Genomic DNA, 26,588 nt, shown 5'->3' with positions numbered 1-26,588 from the left:
GCTTACCAGAAGAAGAGCTCCCGCTTGACCTGCTTTGGCTGCACGCCAAGGCCCGTCTTCAATTCTCGAAGGACGAAGTCCTGCATCGCCGGTGGGCCGCAGAGGTAATAGGACGCGCCTGCAGGATCGACGTATTTCTTGAGGATGCCGCGGTCGATGTGGCCGTTTTCAAGATATCCGGCGCCCTGCCCGGGGGCATCCTTCACCCGGGCCTCGCGGCTGAAGACGTGGACCAGTTTGAGAAGGCCCTGGGCGGCCATCCCGGTCAGCTCATCACCCGCGATGCAATCTTTCCGCGTCTTGTTGGCCCAGATCAGAGTCACCCGGTTACCCAGCTTCTGCTGCTGAATGTGCCGGAGCATGCTCAGAAACGGGGTGATTCCAACCCCCCCTGCGATCAGAACGAGATTCCGCTCCCGTTCCAGATCCGGCACGAACACCCCGTAAGGACCCTCACAGAGAATGCCCGTCCCCTCGCGCAGTTTGTGGAGCTTCCGGGTGAAACGTCCGGTCTGTTTGATGGTAAAGGTGAGGTCGTCCGAGGCCGGCGGCGCAGAGATGGTAAACGGGCGAGGCTGGCTGTATCCGTGGATCCGCTTGTAGCGGATGACGGCGAACTGGCCCGGCCGGCGATCCTTTAGAAGCCCGGCTGCGGATTTCGGCCTCACCCGAAGGGTCTTCGTATCATGGGTTTCAGGCACGGCCTCCACCAGGACGCCCCTGTAGAGCTGCCCACGTGTCCTGACATAGAGGAAACGTTGAACCGCAGTCCACAGGAAAAAGATCAGCAGGCCCGCCCACACGAGAACATAGGGGAATTGAAGCATATCATCGCCCACGATGATGCTGTGGGTGAAACCGAGCGCCAAGGCGGCGTAAAGAAACAGGTGCGGAATCTTCCAGAGATGAAAGGGGAAAAAATACCGTCCCAGCTTGGCGAGTGCGGAGGTCACAATAACCGTCGCCAGTGCGATCCGGGCACCGGACAAGGCCGTTTCGGTCCAGTTTGCGTAGCTCAGAGTGGTCAGGAAATCCCAGCGCCAGCCCCCTTCGGAGACAAGCGACGCCTTCAGGGTCCGAAGAAAGGCATGGAGCATCAGGAGCCCCACCACCAGAGGCCCCATCACCTGATGCAGCCTGAGCATCCTGTCGAGTCCGAAGCGCCGTTCGATCCACCGGGGGCGCGCCCCCAGACAGACCATCACCACCGCCAAAGACAGCCCCGACAAGGCAAAGAGATTTCCCAAGGCGCCCCACAAAGTGGCCCAGTCGTCCAGGAGCCCGTCCCACCGGTGCCAAACCCATGCGCCGGCAAAGACCGCCGGGGGCAAAAAGCCCAAGGCCAAAATGCCGATCCGCTCCAGCTTGCGTCCAGCCGGCGTTTTGATACCTTTCCGATCTTCCTTTACATCCTTCACCTTTTCCCCCTTCCCCCGGCCCGCTCCGCTCATGGCGCAACCGACCGCGGGTGCACTTCACGCATCGTTGCGCACAGAAAGTGCGACCTGCAACAGAATCGACCGCGGTCTGACAGCTGCTGCTCATCGTGCCAGCATTTCCAACAAGATGCAACACCCGCTTTTTGCGCAACACCCCTTCCGCGCCGCCTTGACTTTGGCGGGATGGTGACTAATATGGGATTGCTCTTCGTATCGCTAAAATCCAGTCGACAGGGATGTCTATGTCCGGCAAAGACTATTACAAGATTCTGGGTGTATCCAAAAGCGCCTCCCAGGAAGAAATCAAGAAGGCCTACCGTAAACTGGCCATGAAATACCATCCGGATCACAACGGCGGAGACCAGGCGGCGGAGGCCAAATTCAAAGACATCAGCGAGGCCTACGCGGTCCTGAGTGACCCCGAAAAGCGCCGCCAGTACGATACTTTCGGAGCAGAAGGATTCGGCAATCGTTACAGTCAGGAGGATATCTTCCGGAACTTCGATTTCGGGGACATCTTCAGGGAATTCGGATTCGCGGGAGGGAGCGGCCGAGGGGATTCCGTTTTCAGCCACCTGTTCGGTGGCACGGGAGGCAGAGGCTTCCATTTTCAGGGCGGGAGCGACTTCGGCGGCCGGTGTGGACGGGCGGCCGGCCCCAGGAAAGGGCAGGATGTGATCTATGAGTTGCCTTTGACCCTCGAAGAACTCGCGCAAGGCACCACAAAAATCATTTCCTACACGCTTCAGGGAAACCCGGAAAGCGTATCGGTCAAGATCCCGGCCGGAATCTCCGAGGGGAAAAAACTTCGGCTCGCCGGCAAGGGACATGCGTCACCCAACGGAGGGGCGCCTGGAGACCTTTACGTCCAGATCAAGGCCCTGCAACATCCCCTTTTTCGGAAAGAAGGCCACGATCTGTTTGTCCGGCAAAACATCTCCTTTTCCGACGCGGTCCTCGGCACCGAGGTCCAGGTGCCGACGATCGACGGCAAGGATCTGAAGCTGAAGATCTCACCCGGCACCCAGGGAAACACGAAACTACGATTGAAGGGATACGGCCTGCCCCAGATGAACGGCGGGGAACGCGGGGACGCCTACGTGGAAATCCAGATTGCCGTGCCTAAGGACCTGAACGAGGAGCAGGCGGCGCTGGTGCATTCCCTGGCCGAAGCAGGGCTGTAACATAGGGAGGAGAGTCGTCTGGATGAAAGCCCTGTGTGTTTTTTCCGGGGGCCTTGACAGCATGCTTGCCGCAGCGTTGATCAGGGACCAGGACATCGATGTCCTGGCTCTTTTTTTTGAAACCCCGTTTTTCGGCCCGGCCAAGGCCATCGAATCCGCTCGTTCCATGGGCCTCCCGTACAAGGTGGTCGATATCGCGGAACGCCATTTCGAGGTGGTCAAGCATCCCCCCCACGGCTACGGCGGCAACATGAATCCGTGCATCGACTGCCACGCCCTGATGTTCCGCATTGCAGGGGAAATGCTTCCAACTGAAGAGGCCTCTTTCGTGATCAGCGGCGAAGTCCTGGGGCAGCGGCCCATGAGCCAGAACCGGCAGGCGCTGCGTGTGGTCGAAGCGGAAAGCGGCCTCGACGGGCTTCTCCTGCGCCCTTTGTCAGCAAAGCTTCTGCCGGTGAGCATCCCGGAAGAAAAGGGTTGGGTCGACCGTGACCGGCTGGAGGGTTTTCAGGGGCGGAGCCGCAAACCGCAAATGGCGCTGGCCCGCCGCTTCCATATCACGCAATACCCGGCGCCCGGCGGCGGCTGCCTTCTGACCGAACCCGTCTTTTCGAAACGGCTGCGTGATCTCTTGGCCCACTCACCCGAACCGGCATTCCATCAGATCGAACTCCTTAAGCTGGGCCGGCATTTTCGACTGGGATCCGCCGCAAAAATCGCCGTCGGCCGTAACAAGGCCGAAAACGAGGCCATTGAAGCCCTGCAGGGACCCTCGGACCTCATCCTGACCGCCGTAAACGTGCCGGGGCCCTCTGTCCTGCTTTCAGGCAAGCCTTCCGAAAAGGATTGCAGGACGGCGGCCGCTATCACCCTGGCCTACAGCGACGCCGATGGGATGGCGGCCTGTCCCGTACACGCAAAGGGAGCATTCGAAACGGTCATGGAGGAGGTTCCAGTCCGCCCGAAAGATCTTTACCGTCACATGATGATTTGAATCCTGGTGGGATACCGGGCGGTTTTGCAGCGGCTGGACGTCAGGCCGGATCATCGGGCGGTCGAATTTTTCTTCAGGCCATCTGTTCCCGCCGGCATCAGGACAGGCGGGGATTCCACCGCGCCCGGCAACCCGAGAGGGCGCACGGGGAAATAGACGCTGCCCGGGAGGAGACTCCACAACCGATCAGGATGTCTGGAGCCCCTTCCGCCACCGGCTGAGAAGGGCATCGGGCCCGAGCCGTCCGAGATCGTTTCTTGAGAGAAACCCCGGAATATCCTCGCGGTTGCCCTGGGCCCACCATTCTTTCAGGGCTACTCCCGTCCCCGTCTCAAACATCCAAGCCTCCCCGAAGCGCCTCCGCAATTCCGCTTCCAGGATCGCCTCCGTCATCCAGCCGAGGACGTAATCCAGACTGTAGAACTCCGGGACGAGATCGAATAGGTGGCTTTCGGGCTGGTAATAGAAGCCCGTGTGACGGGCCATCAGGTCGGCATAGATCCGGCCGTCGGCCAGATCTCCCGCCTCGAACATGGCGTACTCAGCCAAGAACTTGGCGGCGTATCGCCGGAAAAAGGCCAAATCCTTCAAGGTCTTGTGATAAGCCAGGCGCCTCGCGTCATCTTCAGCGAGCCCGAGATAGCCCCGCAGAAAAGGCCGGGAGAGACTCAAGTTCTGCAGCAGGAAAGCGAACGATTCCGACAGGCTGTAGCTGGTGGCCAGGTCCCTCTCCAGGATGCTGAGATCAGGTGAAGTGAAGACCGCGGAAAGGCCGTGTCCCAGTTCATGCCAGAGGGTCTCCAGGTCCACCCACCCCCCTTCGGGCTTCATGAGGACATACACCTCCTCGGGGACCTGCAGAATGAAGCACATCGCCTGGGCACTCTTGCCCTCCTCCCGCCCGAGGTCGAGTTGAAGCCCCGGGATGCCGGGCAGGGATATCCCCCAACGCGCGAAGAAATCCAGGGTGGAGTCGAGGGTCCGATTTGGAAACACGGGATCGAACTCGGCCATCCCCAGCAGGTGAATGGAGTCGAAACGGGTGAGGCCGGCTAGCGGGCGCCCGTAGCAGGCGCGGCACCAGCGGTCCATGGCGGGAAAGTAGAGCTCGGCGGTTTCATCGAGGAGCGCCGACATGATGCCGACATAGGAGGGGTAATCGAGGCCCTTCTTAAGGCCGCAATAGTCCCGGTAATCCGGGAAACCCAGGTCCTCACGGAGGGTCTCCAGCATGATGTCCCAGTAATTCAGGGCGAAAGGCCGCAGGAACTTGCAGAGCGGCCCGGTCTCCTTTTGCAGAAGGAGGCGCTGGTCCAGGGTGCTCGCCTTCTGGCACCAGGGGATGATGTCGCGGAAGTAGATCTTCTGTCCGTTGACATGCGCCGATGCACCCCGCATCCAGGTGCGCATCTCGGTTTCATGCGGCAGCAGGATGTTCTGAAGGTAGTGGTCGATCAGGGCATGCCGGAGGCGCGTCCTGTCGCCGTCGGCAGCCACGTCATCGATGGCGCGGAGGGTTTCGAGGCTCAAGAAGCGTTCGTAGCCGGCATAGATCTCGTGCGGCTTGAAAGGAGGCTCGAACCCTTTCCAAAGGGCCAACGCCTCGAGATTCCATCGATAATTCAGATGATGGAGGGTGTTTTCAAGATCCGCACGGCTCGTTTTCATGCTTACGCACACGGGCGAATTCCCCCGGACGCAACCCGGCGCAGACCGCCGGCCCTCAATTCCAGCCCTTACCCGTGACGGGAGACGGTTGGACGTTTGCTCAGCGTCTCTCTGGAAAACAATTTCCCGTTACAAGTCAGTTCCCAGTTCGATAATGTGGATTTTTCTTCACACCCTTCGGGTCCTCAGTCCCACCCCTGCGGGGCGGGTCCCGGTTTGGCCAATATCAAAGAAATCAAGCGTTTGCGCGGAGGCGACTTGCAGGTCGCCGCACAAGCAAACGTGCAGATGGACGCCGAGATTGGCCAAAAAGACCATTTCCGGATGGAACCAAGCTGGTTCAATAGACGACCACCGCCGAACCAACAGGCGTCCAGGACTCTGCCCGTCCTGGGCCTGAATCAACTTTCAAACACTCGCTCCTGCAGCGGACACACTCGCGATAGAAGCCAGTCCGTTCAAGAACCGTGAGGTCTTAGAATGCGAGTCCTGCACACCGCTAATCGATAGCGTCAGCCGGGCAGTGCGTAATGCATGTCATGCACTTGATGCACTTGTCTTTGTGGATGAAGGCTGTCTCCTTCTTTTTCCAGGTGATCGCCTGCACCGGACAGTCCCGGAAACAGATGCCGCATTTGATGCAGGCATCCGGGTTGACCTCGAACTTCATGAGGGCCGGACAGCGCTTTGCCGGGCATCGCTTTTCGTAGATATGCGCCTCGTACTCGTCCCGGAAATACCGCAGGGTTGAAAGCACCGGGTTCGGCCCGGTCTGGCCGAGGCCGCAAAGGGCGGAATCCTTAATGGTCCGGCTCAAATCCTCGAGGCTCTCGATGTCCTCCGGCACCCCTTCGCCCTGGGTGATCCTTTCCAGGATCTCGAGCATGCGTCTGGTTCCTTCGCGGCAGGGCGTACACTTCCCACAGGACTCATCCTGAATGAAATCCATGAAGAACCGGGCCATATCCACCATACAGGTCTGATCGTCCATCACGATCATCCCGCCGGACCCCATGATGGCCCCGACCTTGGCAATCGATTCGAAATCCACCGGCACATCGAGGAACTCCTCCGGGACACAGCCGCCTGAAGGACCGCCCAATTGGACCGCCTTGAATTTCCGCTTTCGGGGGATCCCGCCGCCGATATCGAATATGATGGTCCTAAGGGTCGTGCCCATCGGGACCTCCACCAGTCCGATATTGTTGACGTCGCCGGTCAGGGCGAAGACCTTGGTGCCTTTGCTCGCTTCGGTGCCGATGCCGGCATACCAGCCCCCCCCGTTGGTGATGATCTGGGGAATGTTCGCATAGGTCTCGACGTTGTTGAGCACCGTGGGCTTCTTCCACAGGCCCTCCTGGGCCGGAAAGGGCGGCCTGGGCCGCGGCATGCCGCGGCGCCCTTCGATGGAACTCATCAAGGCGGTTTCCTCTCCGCAGACGAAGGCCCCCGCGCCCTGATAGATCTCGAGATCGAATCCGAAGCCGCTGTCCAGGATATTCTCGCCGAGGAAACCGTGCTCCCGCGCCTGCGCGATCGCCACGCCCAGCCTGTGCAGCGCCAGCGGGTACTCGGCACGGCAGTATATGTACCCGCTCCCGGCCCCGACGGCCTTTGCGGCGATGATCATCCCCTCCAGCACCGCGTGGGGATCGGCCTCGAGGACGCTCCGGTCCATGAACGCCCCGGGGTCCCCCTCATCGGCGTTGCAAAGGACATATTTGGTCTCACCCGGGGCCTTCCAAGCGAACTCCCACTTGAGTCCGGTCGGGAAACCCGCGCCGCCGCGGCCCCTGAGCCCGGATTGCTTCACCTCGGAGATGATGTCCTCAGACGACATCTCGAAAAGCGCCTTCCTGAGCGCCGTGTACCCCCCGTGGGCAATGTAGTCCTCGATATTCTCCGGATCGAGAGCCCCGCGGTTGCGCAGAACGATGAGCTTCTGCCGGGCATAGAACGGAATATCGTTCATCCTCGGGATACGCTCGCGGGAGGTCGGCTCCTCGTAGAACAGCTTCTCGAACGGGCGCCCATGCAGGAAGTGCTCTTCGACAAGGTTGGGGATGTCATCCACCTTCAGTTTCTGGTAAAAAATTCCTTCTGGCTGAACAACCATGACCGGACCTTGGGCGCAAAAGCCGTTGCACCCTGTTTCGATGACGCGGACCTCTTTTTCGAGCCCGTGCCGGGCGATTTCCTGCAGCAAAATCTTCTTGACTTCCCGGCTGCCCGACGCGTGACACCCCGTGCCCCCGCAGAGATACACTTCGTTTCGAAATGGCTGCATCCTCGAACCTCCTCATGTTTAGGAGAAAAACGCCGTTCGACGGTCTGCCCGCTGTAGATGCATCCGTCGGGAGCGTTGAAAAAAATCGAAGGATCGGGAACGGAGATCAATCCAGCGGATCGAGACAGGTTGCCGGTGATTGGAAACCTGTTTGTAACGCGGCATCACTTCCGGATGGATACTAACTTGTATCCATCCGGAAGTGATGCCGCGTTAGGCCTCAGTTTCCAATCCGGAAATGAGTATTTTTGGCCAATATCAAGGAAATCAAGCGTTTGCGCGCAGGCGACCTGCAGGTCGCCGCACAAGCAAACGTGCAGATGGACGCCGAGATTGGCCAAAAAGACCATTTCCGGATTGGAAACAAGCTATGGGTAACTTTCCAGGATCTTCAACACCTGATCCGGCGTCACCCCGCCGTGGGTATCGTCCCCGACGACGACCACAGGCGCAAGCCCGCAGGCACCGAGGCACCTGACCGCCTCCAGGGAAAACCGGCGATCCTCCGTCGTCTGCCCGATGTCCAGATGGTACTCAGCGGAAATACGACGTGCGACCTCCGCGATGCCGCGGACATAACACGCCGTCCCCATGCACACCTTGATCGGATGCCGCCCCTTCGGCGCCATCGAAAAGAAGGAATAGAACGTGACCACCCCGTACACAGTGCTGCCGGGGATATTTAAACGCTCGGCGATATAGTCTTGAAGCTCCAGCGGAAGGTAGCCAACGATGCGCTGACAGGCCTCCAGGGCCGGGATGAGGCATCCCGGTTTGTCCTTCAAGCCGCCGAGCACCTCATCGACATCCGCCAGGACATCTTCGGTCAGGTCCGGATTCAAGGCTGAAAGGTGTTTCCGGTTCAACATGATCGGACTCCTCGGCAACCTTCCGGCGAAACAAGCCGTTTCCCCGCAGAAGCAATGATCCATCGCGAAAAGGATTCGCCTCCGGAAGGGATGATCGAACTTGACTGCCGGCCAAGCCGCTCAGCAGCACGGTTTCCCGACGGATGCCGGTCTTGAAAAGATCACGCACACCGACCCTTGGCACAGAGGCGAGCTGGGGATCGCCCCGTCGGCAAAGGGGCCGATGGACACCGCGATCGGCGGGAAAGTGTCTTCCAGATGGAAACCAATCCGGTTCGACAAGGGATACAGCCGGGCCCGGCGACGATCGGCGCCAGGCCCGGCCGCTTAGGCCTTTGCGATTTTGACTGCGCAAACCTTGAACTCCGGAATCTTGCATACCGGGTCCAGGGCTGCATTGGTCAGCCGGTTGGCCGCCGCCTCGGCATAATGAAAAGGAAGGAAAATGGTGCCCTTGACCGCCTTATCGGAGATCAGCGCCTTGGCCTCGATCTCCCCCCGGCGCGAGGTGACCTTGAGCCGGTCTCCGGTCTTGACTTCCCACTGCTCGGCGTCTTCCGCCGACAGTTCCACAAAGCACTCCGGGGCACGATCATTCAACCCCTCCGACTTCCTGGTCATCGTCCCGGTGTGGTACTGGTAAAGAACGCGCCCGGTCGTGAGGAAAAGCGGGTACTCGTCATCGGGCACCTCGGCCGGAGGAATGTAATCGATGGCGTGGAACACCCCCAGGCCGCAGGTAAACTGATCCATGTGCAGGCAGGGCGTCCCGGGATGGTCCGTCCCCGTGCAGGGCCAGTGGATCCCCCCCTGTTCGAGGCGCGCGTAGTTGATACCGCAGTAGGAGGGCGTTGCACTGGCGATCTCTTCCATGATGGCCCTGGGGTTTTCGTATTTCATCGGATACCCCATCCGCGTCGAGAGATTCGAGATGATCTCCCAGTCCTGCCGGGCCTCGCCTGGCGGGTCGACGGCCTTGCGGACGCGCTGGACCTTTCGCTCGGTGTTCGAAAAGGTCCCGTCCTTTTCAGCGAAGCAAGCGGCGGGCAGGACCACATCCGCCTTCGCAGCGGTCTCGGTCAGGAAGATGTCCTGGACAACGAGAAAATCGAGCCGCCCGAGACCGGCCTCCACGTGCGACAGATCCGGGTCCGAAACCATCGGGTTTTCACCGATGATATACAGGGCCTTCAGTTCCCCGTGATGGGCCTTGTTCATCATGTCGGTCGCCGTCAGGCCCGGCTTTTCGGGAAGCCCTTTGACACCCCAGGCCTTCTCCATGCGCTCCCGGACCTCGATGTTCCCCACCTGCTGATAGCCGGTGAAAACGTTGGGAAGCCCGCCCATGTCGCAGGCCCCCTGGACGTTGTTCTGTCCGCGAAGAGGATTCACGCCGCCGCCGCGTATACCCACATTGCCGCAGAGCATCGACAGATTGGCAAGGGATTTGACGTTGTCGGTCCCGCAGGTGTGCTGGGTGATCCCCATCGTGTAAAGGATGGAGGCCGCGGGCGCGGAGGCGAAGAGCCTCGCCGCGTCGACGATCTGCTCCGCCGGGATCCCCGTCAGTTCAGAAACGTAGGCTGGCGTGTATTTCTCCACGGTTTTCTTGAGTTCCTCGAGGCCAACGGTCCGAGAAGTGACATATTTTTCGGCATAGAGCTTTTCCGACAGGATGACGTGCATGAACCCGTTGATCCAGGCCACGTCGGTCCCGGGTTTCGGCCGGAGCCATTGCTGGGCGAAGCGCGCGATCTGAACCCGCCGCGGGTCTACGACGATCAGTTTGGCGCCTTTGAAGGTAACGGCACGCTTGACATAACTCGACAGCACCGGGTGGTTTTCAGTGGTGTTGGAGCCGGTGACCAGGATCACGTCGGCCCGCTCGATGTCTTCGATGGGGTTCGTCATCGCGCCACTGCCAAACGCTGCGGCCAGACCGGCCACAGTGGAGGAGTGTCAGAGGCGCGCGCAGTGGTCTACGTTGTTGGTCTTGAGCACGGCGCGGGCGAACTTCTGGGCCAGGTAATTCTCCTCGTTCGTGACCCGCGCGCTGGTCAAGAGCGCGATGCTGTCCGGCCCGGACGTATCCCGGATCGTCTCGAGGCGGCTTTTGACCAGATCCAGGGCCTCGTCCCATTCCGCCTCGCGCAGCACCCCGTTGTCACGGATGAGCGGCTTTTTCAGGCGCTCCGGATGCCCGACGAAATCATAGCCGAAGCGCCCTTTGACGCAGAGGCTTCCATAGTTGGGGCCGACGTCCTCCACACCGGTCACCTTCACGATGCGGTTGTCCTTGACGTGCAGATAGAGTTGGCAGCCGACACCGCAGTAAGAGCAGGTGGTATGCACCTTCCGGCTCTCGAGCTGAAAACAGCGCTGCTCGAAATCCCGTTTCGGAATCAACGCCCCCACGGGGCAGGCCTGGACGCATTCCCCGCAGAAAACGCAGTCCGAGTCTTTCAAAGCGCGGTCGCCCTTCGTAACCACCTTGGCATCGCTGCCCCTGTAGCCGAAGCTGATGGCGTTGTTCACCTGAACCTCGTTGCAGGCCTGTACACAGCGGCCGCACAGGATGCACCGAGAGTGGTCTCTCACGATGAAGGGATTGACGTTTTCGATCGGATAAAGGAGCGGCGCCGGAGAGAACCGGTTTCCCTTCACACGGTAGCGGATCGCCAAGTCCTGCAGGCGGCAGGTCCCATAGGCCGGACAAATGTCCTTGTGCTCGTCGGCCGTCCCCATGGCCTCCAGCTGGAAGTCGGTCCACGAATCCAGCTCCATGTCCTGCGCAAGGCAGTTGTGCTGGCCGGAGGCCAACAGGAGTTCCAGATTCAGTCTCCGTGCCTCGACAACCCGGCGGCTCTCGGTCCGTATCACCATGTTCGCTGCGGCCGGCGTGGAGCAAGACGTCACGAGGTTCTTGATGCCCTCTACCTCGACCACACAGACCCTGCAGGCGCCGGTGGGGCTTGCCCCTTTGAGATAACAAAGCGTGGGGATGTCGAACCCGTTGCGCTGAGCGACCTGCAGGATGGTCTCTCCCTCGCTGAAGGTGCATTCCCGGCCATCGATGACAATCATGTTCTTGGATCCCATTTCGACTCCCAGTCATCCTGAAGAAAAAAGAAAAAATAGCGGTTACAATCCGAAGATTGCGTTGAGTGTGGACTTTTTGCAACCCGCCGGGAGTTTATCAGAAAACAGAATGACTTTCCAAATGATTTTTAGGGTATGTTCCCCAGCCGTTCTAAACCGCGGCACACCCCGACAGTCCCCTGGTCCGATGGAAACGCAGGCTTTTTCCCGGCGCACCCGCTTGTCCGGCTTTCGAGAAGCCGGATGGATGTTTCTCACAAAAAGGCTTGACAAACTTGCCGGTTCCGCCTAGTTAAATTTGTTTATTCAAAAATATGACCCTCTCCAGGGCCCCAGGGCCCCGGAGCCCGTGAACCCAAGCGAACGCGTATGAAGCCATGGCAAAGAAAGAAAAGACAGGCAGGATCACCATCGATCGGGAGTTGTGCAAGGGGTGCCAGCTCTGTATTTCCGTCTGCCCGAAGCATCTGATCGTCGTCTCGGACAGGCTGAACCAGAAAGGCTACTATCCGGCCGAGTTCACCGAAAACGAGACAACCGAGGATCGGCAATGCACCGCGTGCGCCATGTGCGCCACCATCTGTCCCGATTTGGCTATCGAGGTTTACCGTGAATGATAAAATGTTGATGAGGGGAAGCCATGTCATCGGCGAAGCGGCCGTCCGCGCCGGCTGCCGCTTTTACGCAGGATATCCCATCACCCCCCAGAACGAGTTGACCGAGTACATGGCAGGGGCCATGGCCAGGCTGGAAGACGGCACCTTCATTCAGGCCGAAAGCGAGCTGGCCGCCGTCAATATGGTCATCGGGGCGGCCATGGCCGGCGCCCGCGCCATGACGAGTTCCTCCAGCCCCGGCGTGAGCTTGAAGCAGGAGGGGATTTCCTATCTGGCCGCGCAGGAACTGCCTGCGGTCATCGTCAACACCATGCGCGGCGGACCGGGCCTCGGAAACATCGCACCGAGCCAGGGCGACTACTTTCAGGCGACCCGCGGCGGCGGCCACGGCGACTACCGGACCATCGTTCTCGCCCCGGCAAGCGGCCAAGAGCTGGCCGACATCACACGCAAGGCGTTCGATTACGCCGACACCTACCGCACCCCGGTCATGATCCTCGGCGACGGCATGATCGGCCAGATGATGGAGCCCGTCGTCTTCCCGGAGCCCCTGGATCTCAAGAAGCTCCCGCCCAAGCCCTGGATCCTGGACGGGGCCAAAGGCCGCCCGAGCCGCATCATCCGCTCCCTTCTGCTCGACGTGTCCGTCGAGGAGGATCAGAACTGGAAGCTGGTGCGCAAATACGAACAGATTACGCGTGAGATCCCGGCAGCCGAAAAATACCTCACGGACGACGCCCGGCTGGTCGTGGTCGCCTACGGCACCGCCGCCCGGATCGCCAAGGGGGCGATCAAGCGGATGCGCGATATCGGCCTCAAGGTGGGTCTTCTTAGACCGATCACCCTGTGGCCGTTCCCAAACCGCATCCTGGTCGAGATGAGCCGCTGGGTCCGGCACTTCCTGGTCTACGAAATGAGCACCGGCCAGATGGTGGAAGATGTCCGGCTCGGGCTCGAAGGGCGCAGCCAGGTGCATTTCTACGGCCGCCCGGGGGGTGTCGTATCGACCCCCGAGGAACTGTCCAAGGTGATCAACACCCTCTATCATCGGCAGAACCTGCAAGAGGAATAAGTTATGGCAACCAAGGTTTTCGAATGGCCGCGATACTTGAAAAAGGCGGTCTTCCACTATTGCCCGGGCTGCGGCCACAGCATCATCCATCGGCTGGTCGCCGAGGTGATCGATGAACTCGGCATCGGCGAACGTTGCATTGGGGTTCCTCCCGCCGGTTGCGCCGTTCTGGCCTACAATTACTTCGACGTGGACATGGGCGAGGCGCCGCACGGGCGTGGCGCCGCCGTCGCCACAGGCATCAAGCGGGTCCTTCCGGACCGCATCGTCTTTACCTATCAGGGCGACGGGGACATCGCCGCCATCGGAACAGCCGAAACCATTCACGCCGCCAACCGCGGAGAGAACGTTACGGTGATCTTCGTCAACAACGGTGTCTATGGCATGACCGGGGGGCAGATGGCTCCTACGACCCTCATCGGCCAAAACTCGACAACAACGCCGGGAGGCCGTGATATCCGTCGTGACGGAGCCCCCTTGAATCTGAGCGAGATGCTCGGCATCGCCAACGGCAGCGCCTATATCGAGAGAACCGCCGTCAGCAGCCCGAAAACGATACGGCACACCAAAAAGGCCCTCACCAAGGCCTTCAAGGTCCAGATGGCCGGCCTGGGGTTCTCGCTGGTGGAGATCCTCTCCCCCTGTCCGACCAATTGGAAGCTCAGTCCAGTGGATGCAGTCAAGTGGGTTGATGAAAGCATGACCCGGTATTTTCCGCTGAAAGTCATCAAAGACCTCGCTCCGGACCTGAAATGAGATTCCCAGTCCGGGCCGGCGGAGTACCGTATCGGCCAAGTTAAAAAAAGGATCGGTGGGTTATGACCAAGAAGACAATTTTTGCGGGTTTCGGTGGACAGGGCGTTCTGATGATGGGATACGTGCTGGCCGTGTCCGCCATGCGGGACGGTAAGAATGTGACCTATCTGCCCTCTTACGGCGCCGAGGTCCGCGGCGGCACAGCGAACTGCACGGTCGTGGTATCCGATGAAGAGATCTTTTCTCCGGTCGCCTCTTCGCCCGAGTATGCGGTCATCATGAACAAACCCTCGCTGGCGCGCTACGAGAGCATGATAAAAGAGGGGGGGGTGATCGTCCTCAACTCCAGTCTGATCGAAACCAACCCCTCCAGGACGGACCTGACCGTTCTGCGCGTACCCGCCAACGACATGGCGAAGGAACTGGGCAGCGACCGTACCATCAACATGATCATGCTGGGTGCCTTTGTGCAGCAGACCGGCATCACGACCCTGGATTCCATCATGAACGGCCTCGGTGAAATCGTCAAAGGGAAGAAACCGGCCGTCATGGAATTAAACCGGAAAGGTCTGGATAAAGGCGCCGAATTCGTCCTGAGAGGAGCCTCACAATGAAAACCGTCAAGCAGATCGACCTCGCGTTGAAGAACGAACCCGGAGCCCTGTCCGCTGTAAGCGAGACCCTGGGCGCGGGAGGAATCAATATCATCGCGTTCTACGTCGCAACCGAACCGCACGAAGGCAGACTGCGTTTCGTGGCGGACGACCCGGACAAAGCGGTCAACATTCTCAAGACCGCCGGTTACGAGTTGGAGACAACCGACGTCATCGCCTGCGAAACCCCGCACCATCCCGGGGGGCTCAACGCCGTCCTGAAGCCGTTGAAGGCCGCCGGCATCAATGTCGATTACATCTACCCCTGCATCGGCACCGGGGAAGCCACGGTGCTGATCCTTGGGCTCGAACCATTGGAGGAGGCTGTCAAGCGTCTTGAAGACAGCTGGATCAGGGTCATCGGCCAAGAGCTCTATCACACCTGATCATCCCTATTCTTGATCCTGGCATGCCGGGGCGGCCGGTCCACCAGGCCACCCCCGGCAGCAAGCCGGATCGCCCTCTTTTTCCTTTGGAAAAGTCCGGAAGATTCACTCCGTAAGGTTGGGGCCGCCCGCCGCCACAGGTGGCGGCGGCCTTTTGCTTTGAGGATTGATTCCTCAGGAGAATGCTGCTACAAGTCGAATCAAGGGGAACGTTATCCAACCGCGCCGACGTGGATAGCTATCTGACATTGCCTAATTTTTCCGAGACATCTTTGCCCGGCATGCCAACAGAAGCAAGCCCTCTAAAACCCATCTCGAAGCATACGTGGATCAAGGCGGCGGGTCTGCTGCTGTTTTTCCTGACGGCGCTGCTGCTTATCCGCTCGCCGGAATTCAGGCAGTGGCTCGACCCGGGCGTCATCGAGCCGGTCGTCAAGAGTTTCGGCCTCTGGGGCCCGGCGATCTTCGTCCTGTTTTACGCCACCGCACTCTGCCTGCTGGTTCCATCGAGCATTCTCAGCATGCTCGGTGCCGCCCTCTTCGGGATCAATCTGGGGTTTTTCTGCGTCTGGATCGGGGCCATTCTGGGGGCCAGCGCCGCTTTTCTGATCGCCCGTACCCTTGGGCGCGACTTCGCCGCGGCCATGATCGGCAACCGGCTCAAACGTTTCGACCACGCCTTCAAAACCAACGGGTTCGTGACCGTCCTCTACATTCGATTGCTGAATATGCCTTTTACGTATGTCAATTTCGGCATCGGCCTGACCGGGGTCCGCTTCGGCCCTTATGTCATCGCCACGGCCCTCGGCATGATCATCAGCCTCTTTACGTTCGTTTTCCTTGGAGGGGTCCTGAAGGACGCCTGGGTCACCGGCAACTGGCACGCTCTTTTTTCCGTCGAGTCCTTTGCAGTGGCGGGGCTTTATGCCTTCTCCTTCTTCATCCCGAAGCTGCTGAAGAAGCTCCACCTCATCTAACCCATCTCAAAAGGAGAATTTGAAAAATCATGTCTCTGGAATTGGATACCCTGTGCATCAATACCATCCGGATGCTGTCGGCCGACGGCGTCGAAGAAGCGCGCTCAGGGCACCCTGGAATGCCCATGGGCGCCGCCACGATGGCTTACCTGCTGTGGACCCGTTTCATGCGCTACAACCCGGAAGACCCCGCCTGGGCCGACCGGGACCGTTTCGTCCTCTCGGCCGGACACGGCTCCATGCTGCTCTACAGCCTGCTTCACCTGACCGGATACGATCTCACCCTCGACGACCTGAAGCAGTTCCGGCAATGGGAAAGCAGGACACCCGGCCACCCCGAATACGGGCAGACTCCTGGGGTCGAGACCACCACCGGCCCGCTCGGACAGGGATTCGCCAACGCCGTCGGCATGGCCATGGCAGAGCGGTACCTCGCCGCGCACTTCAACCGCCCGGGCTTCGACATCGTCGACCACTACACGTACGCGATCGTCAGCGACGGAGATCTGATGGAAGGGGTTTCGCACGAAGCGGCATCCCTCGCAGGGCACCTCGGCCTCGGAAAACTCGTTTTTCTATACGACGACAATCATATCTCCATCGAAGGCAGCACGGACATCACTTTCACGGAAGACCGGGCGGCACGGTTCAGGGCCTACGGCTGGCACGTCCAGGAGGTCTCCGATGGAAACGATCTCGATGCCCTCGAAGAAGCCCTCCGTGCGGCACGATCCGAGACGGCACGCCCCTCCCTGATCGCGGTCCGCACCCACATCGGATTCGGCAGCCCGGGGAAACAGGACACGCCGGGTGCGCACGGAGAACCGCTGGGGGCCGAAGAGCTTGCCAGAACCAAGGCCCACCTGGGCTGGCCGGCGGGGCCCGCCTTCCATGTCCCCGAAGAAGCCCTGCAACGTTTTCGTGAGGCAGGCCGTCAGGCAGCCTCCGCGCAGGAGGCCTGGGAATCCCTTTTCGCGGAATACAGCTCAGCCCACCCTGGCCTGGCGGACGAATGGCGCCTATGGATGAGCGCCGGCCTGCCGGGGGGATGGGACGAAGCCCTGCCGGTCTTCGAAGCGGACAAGAAGGGACCCGCCAGCCGGGCGGCCTCCGGAACGGTTCTGAATGCCCTCGCGGGCAAGCTCAAAAACCTTTTCGGTGGTTCGGCCGACCTGGCCCCCTCGAACAAAACGCTGATCAAAGGGGAAGAAGATTTCAAGGGGCCGGCCTTTACAGGCCGCAATATCCGTTTCGGCGTCAGGGAACACGGCATGGGCGGCATCCTGAACGGCATGGCGCTTCACGGCGGGATCCGGCCCTATGGCGGTACATTCCTGATCTTCTCGGACTATATGCGGCCATCCATCCGCCTGGCTTCGTTGATGCGGCTTCGGGTCATCTACGTTTTCACCCATGACAGCATCGGCCTAGGCGAAGACGGTCCGACCCACCAGCCGATCGAACAACTGGCCGCCCTGCGAGCCATTCCCGGCCTGACGGTCATCCGCCCGGCGGATGCCAACGAAACGCGAGAGGCATGGCGGGCGGCCGTCCGCATGACCGAAGGACCGGTCGCCCTGGCCCTCACGCGTCAAGGCCTGCCGACGCTCGATCGCGCGGCACTGGGCCCGGCCGAAATGCTGTCCCGCGGCGCCTACACCCTGTGGCAGAGCCCAGAGGGCAAACCCGAAATCATCCTGATCGGAACGGGTTCGGAGCTTCACATCGTAATCGATGCCGCAGCGAAGCTCTCGGATGAAGGACACCGTGTCCGGGTCGTATCCATGCCCTCCTGGGAACTCTTCGAACGGCAGCCGGCTGCCTACCGGAAAGAGGTCCTCCCCGAAGATGTGACCCGCCGGATCGCCGTCGAGGCCGGCAGCCCGATGGGCTGGCACCGATACGTGGGCGCAGACGGCGTCGTGGTCGGAATCGAGCGCTTCGGTGCATCGGCGCCCTATCAGATCCTGTATGAGCAATTCGGACTGACCGTGGCCGCCGTCCTCGAAAAGGCGCGTGAACTTCTCTCGAAATGAACGGGCCGGCTGAGGTCAGAGGGAATATCCCGCATGGAATATACGAAAAAAACACTGATGCCCATCAAAGATATTCTGGCGGAGATCCTGGAAAGCCGAAGCTCCCCGCTGGGGCAGGGTCTCTACCCCATCCTGCGGATCTGGGAACAGGTCATGGGAAAGGCCATCGCCGAACACGCGCGGCCGGTATATTTCAAAGACGCCGTGTTGAAGGTGAGCGTGACCGATCCGGTCTGGATGCAGGAACTGACCTACCGGGAGCCCGAGATCAAGGAAAAGCTCGATCTCGCCCTCGGCCGGAATGTCGTGCGGAAGGTCGTTTTCAGGATGGGACATTGATCGAAAAGGCCCCCTGGTCCAGGATCGGCGGCAGCACCCGTACCTCTGCGCGGCCGCCCGGGCTTCCTTCGATGAAGGCCATCTTTGCACCGGATTTCAGATTGGGATAGTGGAACTGGACCTGTTTCGGCTCGAAACCGAAGCGGCGCATACGCGCGAAGGCATCGACCAGACGCACCGAGGGGTAGACGAACGCGATCCGGCCGCGCTTCCGGAGCAGGTGACGGGCCGCCGCCAGGATGTCATCCAGGGAGGCCATGATCTCGTGCCGGGCGATGGCCCTTCGCGCATCAGGATTGATGCGCCCGCTGTCGAGCTTCCGGTAAGGCGGGTTGCAGACGACCACATCCGCTGACCCGCCCTTCAGGGGCAAGGCACGCAAGTCGCCTCTCACTACGGACATCCGGCGGTCGAAGCCGTTCAGTCGGACGTTCCTGATCGCCTGAGAGGCCAGTTCGGACTGAATCTCCAACCCCACTGCATAAGCGATCGGCCGGGTGTGCAGCAGCAGGATCGGGATGACGCCGCATCCCGTCCCCAGGTCCACCAGTACGTCGTGGTCCCTGATCGTGGCGAAGTCGGCGAGCAGCAAGGCATCCACAGAAAAACGATACCCGTCCCTCGACTGGATGAATTGCAGCCGCCCGCCCAAAATGGCGTCCAAGGATTCGTCGGGTCCGATCGCGACCTCAGGGAACGGTGATGACATCGTCGGGATCGAGTTTATTGAAGACCAGGCCGGTCAGGACCTTGGGAAAGAAGAAGGTCGACTTGCGCGGCATGACGAGGGCGTTGCCTGCCACCTCCTTCACGTGCTCCATACGCGTCGGGTTGAGAAGGAATCCCAGCTGGTAGCGCCCCTGCCGGACATCGTTCGCCGCCTTGCGAAAACCGCTCTGATAAAAAAACAGTTCCGGGTTGTCCAGGTCTTCGCGGCTGAAACCCATACCCTTCTGGAAGGCGAGCCGTGACAGGACGAGGACATCGAGCTTCTTCAGAGAGTCATGCAAGTCGTCCCCCATCTCCTTCCGCGCGCCCGGTTTGAGGGTGAACAGAAACACCCGTTCATCACCGTGCAGCACGAGGGCGAAGGCGCTCGTCACCCGGCCGGCCTCGGCCAGCGAGTCCCTCAGCTCCATGTACTCCGCATCGGAAGGCGTTTTGGGCAAAGACACCGGTTCGATCTCGAACCAGGCGCTTGACCGCTCCAGGAACCGGTCGAGGTCGAATCCCGGCACCCGCTTGATCAAGCGGTGTGAGGGCAGGATGGTCAGGCCCTCGTCGCTCATGTTGGACAGATACATCATGACGTACTCATACGATCGCCCGGGGCTCTGCTGCCCGTATCTCGTCCGCATCAGGTTGCGGTAATTCCGGGCGGTCTCGTAGCGATGATGTCCGTCGGCAATGAAAATGCGCTTGTCCGCAAGCGTGTCCGAAATGGACCTGAAGACGGCCGGATCATCGACCTCCCACATGCGGTGGTTTGTCCCGTCATGAAACGGAAAATCCAACACGGGGGCACGTTCGACAACACGGTTCAAGGCGCCCTTGACCCGGTTTTCAGCGTCCTCGTAAAGGCCGAAGATCTGGCTGAACTGGGCGCCGCAGGCGCGCATGAGCCGCAGCCGGTCGTCTTTGTGGGCCGAAAAGGTCTTTTCGTGGGGCAGGATCACCCCGGAATCCGGCTCTTCGATCTTCACGGCCGCGATGACGCCCCAGCGGGTCCGCCGGGGCTCCCCGTTGCCTGGATCATAATCGAGCGCAGTGACGTACATGCAGGGTTGATCCGCCTGCCGGAGAATCCCCTGGGACTGCCATCGCCTGAACAGGTCTGCGGCGCGCGTGTAAGGATTGTCCCAGTCGGAGTCCCCCGTCTTTTTTTTGCCCAGGATCAACCGGATCACGTTGAAGGGGTTTTTCTGATAGTAACCTTCCTGCTCCTCCGGTGAAATGACGTCATAGGGCGGGGCCGTGAGGTTCGGCAGCTGGTCGAAAAGGTCCGGGCTGTAAGTTAACCCCCGGAAGGGGGCAATGATGGTCATATTGGGCTCCTTCAAGGTGGCGGTAAAAATCATAAATTTTTAGTTTCGCTCATTTCGGTGATTTTTGTCAACTGGATTTAAGACTTGACCGCTGCCGCCGAAGCCGCTACCCTGTTGGGAACGTTGCCGCCGGAGCCGAAACAGCCTGGGCGGGGATGAACCTTCGGAAAATCACAGCGATTCGCGATATTGGAAACTCTTGCCCATAGGCCGGATCTGGTCGTCTCCGGCGGTACCCTGTTGACGATGGTCGATGGGGCAGCGCCTCTCGAGAAGGCAACGATCCGCATTCGTTCAGGCCTCATCATCGGGATCGACACCACACCGGAGGGGCAAACCGCTGACGCGGACGCCCTCGACCACATCGATGCCACAGGGTGCATCGTCATGCCCGGGCTCGTCAATGCCCACACCCACGCCGCCATGACCCTGTTCCGGGGATATGCCGACGACCTTCCCCTCCAACAATGGCTCTTTGAACGGATCTTCCCCGCCGAAGCAGCCTTCCTCTCCGACGACACGGTTTACTGGGGAGCCCTTCTCGGGTGTCTGGAGATGATCGCTTCGGGGACGACCTGTTTTGCCGATGGCTACTTTTTCCAGGACGCGACGGCGCGAGCGGTCCGCAAGGCCGGGCTCCGCGCTGTCATCGCCCAGGGCGTCATCGACTTTCCAGCGCCGGGGGTGCCCGACCCGGCAGACAATATCCGCGAGGCCTGCGCCTTCATGAAGCGTTGGCAAGGGGCATCGGACCGGATCACCCCGGGGCTCTTCTGCCACAGCCCCCTGACGTGTTCGGCCGCCACCCTGAAAGCCGGCGCAGAGGCGGCCGAGCGCTACGGAACCCCTTTCCAGATTCACCTGTCCGAGACCCGCAGCGAAGTAGACCAAATCCTGCAGCAGACTGCCAAAAGGCCCGTCTTCTACCTCGATGATCTCGGTGTCCTCAACGACCGCATGACGGCCGCCCACGCCGTCCACCTCGACAGGGACGAAATGGGCCTGATCAAAGAGCGCGGTGTCAGGCTGGTCAACGTGCCCGAAAGCAACATGAAACTCGCTTCCGGTGTCGCCCCGGTCACCGGCCTGTTACGGCTGGGCATACCCATGGGCCTCGGAACCGACGGCTGCTGTTCGAACAACAACCTCGACATGTTCCAGGAGATGGACACCGCCGCCAAGGTGAGCAAGGTTTTCAGCGCGGATCCCGTCGCCCTGACGGCCCGGGATGCACTCCGGATGGCCACCTCGCTGGGGGCTGCCGTGCTCGGACTGGAGGGTCGGATCGGCACCATCGAAGCCGGTAAAGCGGCCGATCTGATTGTTGTCGATCTCCAAAAACCGCACCTCCGACCCGTTTACAACCCTTATTCCGCACTGGTCTACGCCGCCTCCGGCGGAGATGTGCGGGACACCATCGTCGAGGGACGCATCTTGATGCGCAACCGTTCCTTCCTGACGCTGGACGCGAATGAAATCATGCGCAAGGTCTCGGCCGTCGCACAGAGGATAACGGCCGCAGCAGCCGGACCGAACCAGACGAGCGCCCCGCCGGCAGCGACCCAGGAGACATGACCGACCGTGTCAGGCATCCTGAAGGCTCCGCCCGGATCGGACGTCCGTTGATATACACCATGCAAACCGCGGGTGGGGATCGCTTCAGGTCCCCCCTAACCAGTATCCCTTCGCAGGGATGAGAGGACAATTCAGGTCGAACCATGGGTAAAGGCAAAAAGATTGGGTTTATGCTGGCATTTTCCGTGCTGGTCCTGGTCGTGGCGGGTTTAGGCTGGTTCCTTTGGGGCATCTTCGAAGGGGTCAAACCCACCCTCGATCTCAAACCGCTGCCGGAGTTCCTTTCGGCCAACCAGAAATTCACGATCACGACATCGGACGCCAACCGGGGACTGCGGCGGATCCAGGCCATTGTGACGCAGGAGGGACGTGAGGTCACGGTGGCGGAGGAGACCTTTCCGTTCATAGGATTTTCCAACAAAGAGGGGCAGCATCGTTTCGAGATGGAATACACCGTCGATCCGGAAGCGCTTTCGCTGGCCCAGGGCCTCGTGGAACTCCAAGTATCGGTCTGGGACTACTCACGACGAAACGGGGGGGACGGCAACCGGTCGATCGTGCAGCACAAGATGGTGGTCGATACCATCCCGCCGGCCCTCAGGGCGATCAGCGCCTCCCATTACATCAACGTGGGGGGCACCGGCATGGTGGTTTATGAAACTTCATCCGATGCTGTAGAGACCGGCGTATACGTCGATGACCTCTTTTTCCCCGGCTACCCCGCGAACGATGCCAAAGGAAGCGGGGCTCATGCCTGTTATTTCGCTCTGCCCCTGGACACCCAGGGAAAGCCTGCCATCCATCTGTGGGCACGCGATCAGGCGGGGAACTCCGCCAGGGCCGGCTTCTACTATCAGGTTCGGAACAAGCGCTTCCGCTCCGACTCGATCAATGTCAGCGACGGCTTTCTGAACAAGATCCTGCCCTACTTCACCTCCGTGAAGTTCGAGCCCCAGGCCACCTTGCTGGAGCGTTTTTTGAAGATCAACCGAGACCTTCGCCGCGAAAACGCCGACACGTTTTACGCGATGCGCACCGAAACCGCCCCCCGGCAGCTGTGGGAAGGGACCTGGCTCCGGCTCAAAAACGCAGCCAACATGGCCCGCTTCGGCGACCGCCGCAGCTATTTCTACAACGGGCAGAAGATCGATGAGCAGACGCATATGGGGATCGACCTGGCTTCGCTCGCCAATTCACCCGTGGAGGCCGCCAACAACGGCAGGGTGATTTTCTCCGGCCCCCTTGGGATCTATGGGACCACAGTCGTCTTGGACCATGGCCAGGGGCTCGCCTCCATCTATTCGCACCTGAGCGTCAGCCACGTGCAGAAGGGCCAGGAAATCGCAAAGGGAGCAATCCTGGGGCTGACCGGGCAGACGGGCCTCGCCGGAGGCGACCATCTGCACTTCGGGGTCATGGTCAACGGAATCCCTGTCAATCCGATCGAATGGTGGGACAGCCACTGGATCCAGGACAATGTAACGCGCAAACTCGCGCTGCTGAACTAGGCCATTTCCGGGTGGAAACGAATCAGTCTTTCGGCCTCCTCCAGGGTCTTTCCGCTCCGAAATAGGCATCGGCGCTCCGCGTAAGGTCGTTCAACCGGTCCTCCAGCCCCCTCCTACAGCTTTCCAATGCCTCCCCGCGGACCTTCGGCGGCACCCAGATGGGGGCTCCATAGAAGACGGCCACGCGGGCGAAGGGTTTCGGGATCATATAACGGTCCCAGGAGTTCAGGACCCAGCATCGATCTGCAGCCCACACCACCGGGATGATCGGGACACCCGCATCGCGTGCCGAGAGCACCGTCCCCACTTTCGCCACCCGCGGAGGTCCCTGGGGGCCGTCCGCCAACATCCCGCCGCGGCCGCCTTCCCGGATGGCCTTCGAAAGCGCACGCAGGGCGCGCATGCCGCCGCGTGTCGAGGAGCCCCGCACGTTGGCGAACCCGAGCTTCGCCGCAACGCGGGCACCGTACTCCCCGTCGCGGCTCTGACTGATCATGACGGTCAAACGGCGCGGCCCGAAATAGCGCGCCAACATCAGCATCCGCTGGTGCCACGTGACGAAGACCGCCCTCCCCCTTGAACGGCCGAGCGCCTCGCGCTGCAGATCACCGCCTTCGACCCGCACCAGACGGCAACTCCCCAGATAAATCCGGATCAAGACCGCCAAGACGGAGGAACCTGCGGTCAGCCATAGACGCTCGTGCGGGCGGAAAGCTCCCTTTTCCATTTTCTGTCCCAAATGCTCGTTCATCGGGTGCAGCCTCAACCGGACTCATTGCGGAACCGGCAGACAGGCGCCTGGGTCCCGGCATCTGCATTGTAGGGATTCTCCGACGTCATGGCAAGCGGAGTACCCGAGATGTAGACCGTGTGATGCGTATCCGGTTCGATTCGATTTGCAGACGGCATCCTCTAACCCCTATCAGGAGATGATGACTTGATCGCGGGAACCGCCGGTGCTATAGAGTAACCATCGAAGCCGGCTCTGCGCGGACTGGCACGCTGACCTAGGGCCGCCAACGCTTTCGAAACCGTGAGGCCTGGACGAACGGATTGAACCTTCAGGCAAAAGGAGATGTGCAGACGGCAAGGCAGCCGTCTGCCCCCATGCGGAGCCACCACCTGCTGAAGCACACGGCCAAATTGCATCTTTCCAGCTGTCTGCCGCATGCATAGCCACCGCTGAACCGCGACGGCCTGCGGGCCGACGGCGGATGTTTCGAAAAAGCGGTTTTTACCCAACGCTGCCGGCATGTATCGGCGGCACGTGAAGGCCAAGCGCGCAGCCGGCCGCGAAAAAGGATTTCCGACCCGGACGGGGCGGCACCTCGCAGGAAGCGAATCGCCCCCCTCCGGATGAAACGACCTAAGGAGGAAGAATGATGAGTAAACGAAGCGACCTGATGCTGCAAGGCGCCGAAAGGGCCCCGCACCGCTCACTCTTGCGGGCCGACGGCTTTTGCGACTGGGAAATGGAAAGGCCGATCATCGGGATCGCCAATTCCTTCAACGAAATCATCCCTGGACACATCCATCTCGACCGTCTGGTGGACGCCGTCAAGGCCGGCATCTACGCGGCAGGGGGCACGCCGATGGTCTTCAACACCATCGGGGTGTGCGACGGAATCGCCATGAACCACGAAGGGATGAAGTACTCCCTCCCGAGCCGCGAACTCATCGCAGACTCGGTTGAAATCATGGCGATGGCCCACCCCTTCGACGGGCTCGTCCTCCTCGCCTCATGCGACAAGATCATCCCCGGGATGCTGATCGCCGCCGCCCGCTTGAACATACCGGCGATCTTCCTCTCCGGTGGCCCCATGCTGCCGGGCAGGGTGGCCGGACGCGAGATGGGACTCGACAAGGTCTTTGAGGCGGTCGGCGCCCTCAAGAGCGGCCGGATCACTTCTGAAGACCTGCACAGCTACGAGTGCGGAGCATGCCCGGGGGCCGGCTCCTGCTCCGGAATGTTCACCGCCAACACTATGAGCAACCTGTCGGAGGCCCTCGGGATGTCGCTCCCGTATAACGGCAGCGCACCGGCAGTCTACTCCGACCGGGTCCATCTGGCGAAGGAAACCGGCATGAAGGCGGTCGAGCTCGTCCGCAGCAACCTGCGGCCGCGTGATATCATGACGCGGGAGGCCTTCGGGAATGCCATCGCCGCGGACATGGCCCTTGGCGGATCGACGAACACCGCCCTCCACCTGCCGGCCATTGCCTACTACGCGGATGTGGACCTTACCCTCAAGGATTTCGACCCCTACACCGCCAGGATCCCCCATCTGACCTCCATGGCGCCCGCCGGACCGCACCACATCATCGACCTCTACCATGCCGGCGGCGTGCCCGCGATCCTGGCGGAGCTCGGCCAGGCCGGATTGATCGACCTCGAAACCCGGACCGTCTACGGGACCCGACTGGGGGAAATGCTCGAGCGGATCGGGGCCGGCATCCGGGACACGAAGGTGATCCGGCCGGTAAAGGACCCCGTCCACTCCACGGGGGGGCTGGCTGTCCTGACGGGCAATCTGGCCCCGGAAGGCGCCATCGTCAAACAGGCCGCCGTCGCGCCGGAGATGCTCCAGCATAGGGGGCCGGCCCGGATATTCAGCAGCGAGGAAGATGCCGTGGCAGCCATCACGGGCGGCCGGATCCAAAAGGGGGATGTGCTGGTTATCCGTTACGAGGGCCCCCGGGGAGGTCCAGGGATGCGGGAGATGCTCAGCCCGACATCGGTGCTGGCCGGGATGGGGATGGACAAGGACGTGGCGCTCATCACGGACGGTCGCTTCTCGGGGGCCACCCGCGGGTCCTCCATCGGGCACGTCTCGCCCGAAGCCGCGGCCGGCGGCCCTATCGCCGCCGTCGAGGAGGGCGATACGATCGAAATCGACATCCCGGGCAAGAGCCTGCGTCTCAATCTTTCCGATGAAGCGATCGCCGAAAGGCTGAGCCGGCTGCCGGCGTTCGAACCCAAGGTGCGGCATGGCTACCTCGGTCGCTACGCCCGAATGGTCTCCAGCGCGGACAAAGGCGCCGTCTTCGAGCGCTAAAAGCAGACGGGCGGAAGCCCGGCTCCGG

The 26,588-nt window shown here is 60.9% G+C and carries 22 protein-coding genes; 13 read left to right on the top strand and 9 right to left on the bottom strand.

Annotated features, from left to right (window positions below):
- Nucleotides 1-2 precede the first annotated feature (2 nt).
- Entirely contained in the window at nt 3-1,418 is a 1,416-nt protein-coding gene (locus H567_RS27715; protein WP_161626550.1) for a ferredoxin reductase family protein, read from the bottom strand.
- A gap of 263 nt (nt 1,419-1,681) precedes the next feature.
- Between H567_RS27715 and H567_RS0102645 the strand changes: the two genes are divergently transcribed.
- Entirely contained in the window at nt 1,682-2,623 is a 942-nt protein-coding gene (locus H567_RS0102645; protein ID WP_028320205.1) for a DnaJ C-terminal domain-containing protein, read from the top strand.
- Between the two features lie 22 nt (nt 2,624-2,645).
- Complete coding sequence (locus tag H567_RS0102640) at nt 2,646-3,617, top strand: DUF814 domain-containing protein (protein ID WP_028320204.1); 972 nt, start codon at nt 2,646-2,648, stop codon at nt 3,615-3,617.
- A gap of 186 nt (nt 3,618-3,803) precedes the next feature.
- Here H567_RS0102640 and H567_RS0102630 read toward each other — a convergent pair whose 3' ends face one another.
- From H567_RS0102630 to fdhF, 4 genes are all read right to left on the bottom strand, one after another.
- A complete protein-coding gene (locus H567_RS0102630; RefSeq protein ID WP_028320203.1) occupies nt 3,804-5,285 on the bottom strand; it encodes a gluzincin family metallopeptidase in 1,482 nt (493 codons plus the stop codon).
- A 499-nt stretch (nt 5,286-5,784) separates the two neighbouring features.
- Nucleotides 5,785-7,572 carry an NADH-quinone oxidoreductase subunit NuoF gene (gene nuoF, locus H567_RS0102625; protein WP_028320202.1) on the bottom strand — a complete coding sequence of 596 codons (1,788 nt, stop codon included), beginning with the start codon at nt 7,570-7,572 and terminating at the stop codon, nt 5,785-5,787.
- A gap of 368 nt (nt 7,573-7,940) precedes the next feature.
- Nucleotides 7,941-8,441 (bottom strand): NADH-quinone oxidoreductase subunit NuoE family protein, encoded by a 501-nt coding sequence (locus H567_RS0102615; RefSeq protein ID WP_028320200.1) that lies wholly within the window; start codon nt 8,439-8,441, stop codon nt 7,941-7,943.
- Nucleotides 8,442-8,768: 327 nt separating this feature from the next.
- Nucleotides 8,769-11,540, bottom strand: a complete 2,772-nt coding sequence (fdhF, locus tag H567_RS27710; protein ID WP_084516783.1) for a formate dehydrogenase subunit alpha — start codon at nt 11,538-11,540, stop codon at nt 8,769-8,771.
- 377 nt (nt 11,541-11,917) lie between these two features.
- Here fdhF and H567_RS0102595 point away from each other — a divergent pair, with 377 nt between their 5' ends.
- From H567_RS0102595 to H567_RS0102560, 8 genes are all read left to right on the top strand, one after another.
- Nucleotides 11,918-12,157, top strand: coding sequence for a 4Fe-4S dicluster domain-containing protein (locus H567_RS0102595; RefSeq protein WP_028320196.1), 240 nt, complete (start codon nt 11,918-11,920; stop codon nt 12,155-12,157).
- Entirely contained in the window at nt 12,150-13,229 is a 1,080-nt protein-coding gene (gene vorB / locus H567_RS0102590) for a 3-methyl-2-oxobutanoate dehydrogenase subunit VorB (protein ID WP_028320195.1), read from the top strand. The genes H567_RS0102595 and vorB overlap by 8 nt, the downstream gene beginning before the upstream one ends.
- Before the next feature lie 3 nt (nt 13,230-13,232).
- The gene (locus H567_RS0102585) at nt 13,233-13,985 is read left to right on the top strand and encodes a thiamine pyrophosphate-dependent enzyme (RefSeq protein ID WP_028320194.1); all 753 of its coding nucleotides are present in this window, start codon (nt 13,233-13,235) and stop codon (nt 13,983-13,985) included.
- 62 nt (nt 13,986-14,047) lie between these two features.
- Nucleotides 14,048-14,599 carry a 2-oxoacid:ferredoxin oxidoreductase subunit gamma family protein gene (locus H567_RS0102580; protein ID WP_028320193.1) on the top strand — a complete coding sequence of 184 codons (552 nt, stop codon included), beginning with the start codon at nt 14,048-14,050 and terminating at the stop codon, nt 14,597-14,599.
- A complete protein-coding gene (locus H567_RS0102575; RefSeq protein ID WP_028320192.1) occupies nt 14,596-15,024 on the top strand; it encodes a hypothetical protein in 429 nt (142 codons plus the stop codon). Before H567_RS0102580 ends, H567_RS0102575 begins: the two co-directional genes overlap by 4 nt.
- A 281-nt stretch (nt 15,025-15,305) precedes the next feature.
- Complete coding sequence (locus H567_RS22710; RefSeq protein WP_035253232.1) at nt 15,306-16,001, top strand: TVP38/TMEM64 family protein; 696 nt, start codon at nt 15,306-15,308, stop codon at nt 15,999-16,001.
- A 29-nt stretch (nt 16,002-16,030) separates the two neighbouring features.
- Nucleotides 16,031-18,037 (top strand): transketolase, encoded by a 2,007-nt coding sequence (gene tkt, locus H567_RS0102565; protein ID WP_028320191.1) that lies wholly within the window; start codon nt 16,031-16,033, stop codon nt 18,035-18,037.
- Nucleotides 18,038-18,070: 33 nt separating this feature from the next.
- Nucleotides 18,071-18,376, top strand: a complete 306-nt coding sequence (locus H567_RS0102560; protein WP_028320190.1) for a DciA family protein — start codon at nt 18,071-18,073, stop codon at nt 18,374-18,376.
- On the opposite strand, the gene H567_RS22705 is transcribed toward H567_RS0102560, so the two are convergent.
- Together H567_RS22705 and H567_RS0102550 are read right to left on the bottom strand one after the other, a co-directional pair.
- Nucleotides 18,360-19,085, bottom strand: coding sequence for a tRNA1(Val) (adenine(37)-N6)-methyltransferase (locus H567_RS22705; RefSeq protein WP_051184419.1), 726 nt, complete (start codon nt 19,083-19,085; stop codon nt 18,360-18,362). The two genes, H567_RS0102560 and H567_RS22705, sit on opposite strands and share 17 nt — an antisense overlap.
- Nucleotides 19,066-20,421: a DUF1015 domain-containing protein gene (locus H567_RS0102550; RefSeq protein WP_028320189.1), complete on the bottom strand. Its 1,356-nt coding sequence runs from the start codon at nt 20,419-20,421 to the stop codon at nt 19,066-19,068. Before H567_RS0102550 ends, H567_RS22705 begins: the two co-directional genes overlap by 20 nt.
- 189 nt (nt 20,422-20,610) lie before the next feature.
- Here H567_RS0102550 and H567_RS22700 point away from each other — a divergent pair, with 189 nt between their 5' ends.
- On the top strand, nt 20,611-21,996 hold the full coding sequence (locus H567_RS22700) for an amidohydrolase family protein (protein ID WP_153306023.1): 1,386 nt from the start codon (nt 20,611-20,613) through the stop codon (nt 21,994-21,996).
- A gap of 170 nt (nt 21,997-22,166) precedes the next feature.
- Nucleotides 22,167-23,504 carry a M23 family metallopeptidase gene (locus H567_RS0102540; protein WP_051184417.1) on the top strand — a complete coding sequence of 446 codons (1,338 nt, stop codon included), beginning with the start codon at nt 22,167-22,169 and terminating at the stop codon, nt 23,502-23,504.
- A gap of 22 nt (nt 23,505-23,526) precedes the next feature.
- On the opposite strand, the gene H567_RS22695 is transcribed toward H567_RS0102540, so the two are convergent.
- Both H567_RS22695 and H567_RS28355 read right to left on the bottom strand, forming a co-directional pair.
- The gene (locus H567_RS22695) at nt 23,527-24,231 is read right to left on the bottom strand and encodes a lysophospholipid acyltransferase family protein (protein ID WP_161626549.1); all 705 of its coding nucleotides are present in this window, start codon (nt 24,229-24,231) and stop codon (nt 23,527-23,529) included.
- Between the two features lie 35 nt (nt 24,232-24,266).
- The gene (locus H567_RS28355) at nt 24,267-24,413 is read right to left on the bottom strand and encodes a hypothetical protein (RefSeq protein WP_153306022.1); all 147 of its coding nucleotides are present in this window, start codon (nt 24,411-24,413) and stop codon (nt 24,267-24,269) included.
- A 473-nt stretch (nt 24,414-24,886) separates the two neighbouring features.
- Between H567_RS28355 and ilvD the strand changes: the two genes are divergently transcribed.
- Nucleotides 24,887-26,560: a dihydroxy-acid dehydratase gene (ilvD, locus tag H567_RS0102530; protein ID WP_153306042.1), complete on the top strand. Its 1,674-nt coding sequence runs from the start codon at nt 24,887-24,889 to the stop codon at nt 26,558-26,560.
- The last annotated feature ends 28 nt before the right edge of the window (nt 26,561-26,588 follow it).

The sequence above is a fragment of the Desulfatiglans anilini DSM 4660 genome (genome assembly GCF_000422285.1).
In the GTDB taxonomy this organism is placed as follows: domain Bacteria; phylum Desulfobacterota; class DSM-4660; order Desulfatiglandales; family Desulfatiglandaceae; genus Desulfatiglans; species Desulfatiglans anilini.
The sequence above is the reverse complement of the archived record's forward strand: the minus strand, read 5'-3'. Positions and strand labels throughout refer to the sequence as shown.

Excerpts from the sequence above, each read along its gene's own strand:
- H567_RS0102645 (WP_028320205.1), top strand. The coding sequence starts at position 1,682 with ATGTCCGGCAAAGACTATTACAAGATTCTGGGTGTATCCAAAAGCGCC.
- H567_RS0102640 (WP_028320204.1), top strand. The coding sequence starts at position 2,646 with ATGAAAGCCCTGTGTGTTTTTTCCGGGGGCCTTGACAGCATGCTTGCC.
- H567_RS0102630 (WP_028320203.1), bottom strand. The coding sequence starts at position 5,285 with ATGAAAACGAGCCGTGCGGATCTTGAAAACACCCTCCATCATCTGAAT.
- nuoF (WP_028320202.1), bottom strand. The coding sequence starts at position 7,572 with ATGCAGCCATTTCGAAACGAAGTGTATCTCTGCGGGGGCACGGGGTGT.
- H567_RS0102615 (WP_028320200.1), bottom strand. The coding sequence starts at position 8,441 with ATGTTGAACCGGAAACACCTTTCAGCCTTGAATCCGGACCTGACCGAA.
- H567_RS0102595 (WP_028320196.1), top strand. The coding sequence starts at position 11,918 with ATGGCAAAGAAAGAAAAGACAGGCAGGATCACCATCGATCGGGAGTTG.
- H567_RS0102585 (WP_028320194.1), top strand. The coding sequence starts at position 13,233 with ATGGCAACCAAGGTTTTCGAATGGCCGCGATACTTGAAAAAGGCGGTC.
- H567_RS0102580 (WP_028320193.1), top strand. The coding sequence starts at position 14,048 with ATGACCAAGAAGACAATTTTTGCGGGTTTCGGTGGACAGGGCGTTCTG.
- H567_RS0102575 (WP_028320192.1), top strand. The coding sequence starts at position 14,596 with ATGAAAACCGTCAAGCAGATCGACCTCGCGTTGAAGAACGAACCCGGA.
- H567_RS22710 (WP_035253232.1), top strand. The coding sequence starts at position 15,306 with ATGCCAACAGAAGCAAGCCCTCTAAAACCCATCTCGAAGCATACGTGG.
- tkt (WP_028320191.1), top strand. The coding sequence starts at position 16,031 with ATGTCTCTGGAATTGGATACCCTGTGCATCAATACCATCCGGATGCTG.
- H567_RS0102560 (WP_028320190.1), top strand. The coding sequence starts at position 18,071 with ATGGAATATACGAAAAAAACACTGATGCCCATCAAAGATATTCTGGCG.
- H567_RS22705 (WP_051184419.1), bottom strand. The coding sequence starts at position 19,085 with ATGTCATCACCGTTCCCTGAGGTCGCGATCGGACCCGACGAATCCTTG.
- H567_RS0102550 (WP_028320189.1), bottom strand. The coding sequence starts at position 20,421 with ATGACCATCATTGCCCCCTTCCGGGGGTTAACTTACAGCCCGGACCTT.
- H567_RS0102540 (WP_051184417.1), top strand. The coding sequence starts at position 22,167 with ATGCTGGCATTTTCCGTGCTGGTCCTGGTCGTGGCGGGTTTAGGCTGG.
- H567_RS22695 (WP_161626549.1), bottom strand. The coding sequence starts at position 24,231 with ATGGAAAAGGGAGCTTTCCGCCCGCACGAGCGTCTATGGCTGACCGCA.
- H567_RS28355 (WP_153306022.1), bottom strand. The coding sequence starts at position 24,413 with ATGCCGTCTGCAAATCGAATCGAACCGGATACGCATCACACGGTCTAC.
- ilvD (WP_153306042.1), top strand. The coding sequence starts at position 24,887 with ATGAGTAAACGAAGCGACCTGATGCTGCAAGGCGCCGAAAGGGCCCCG.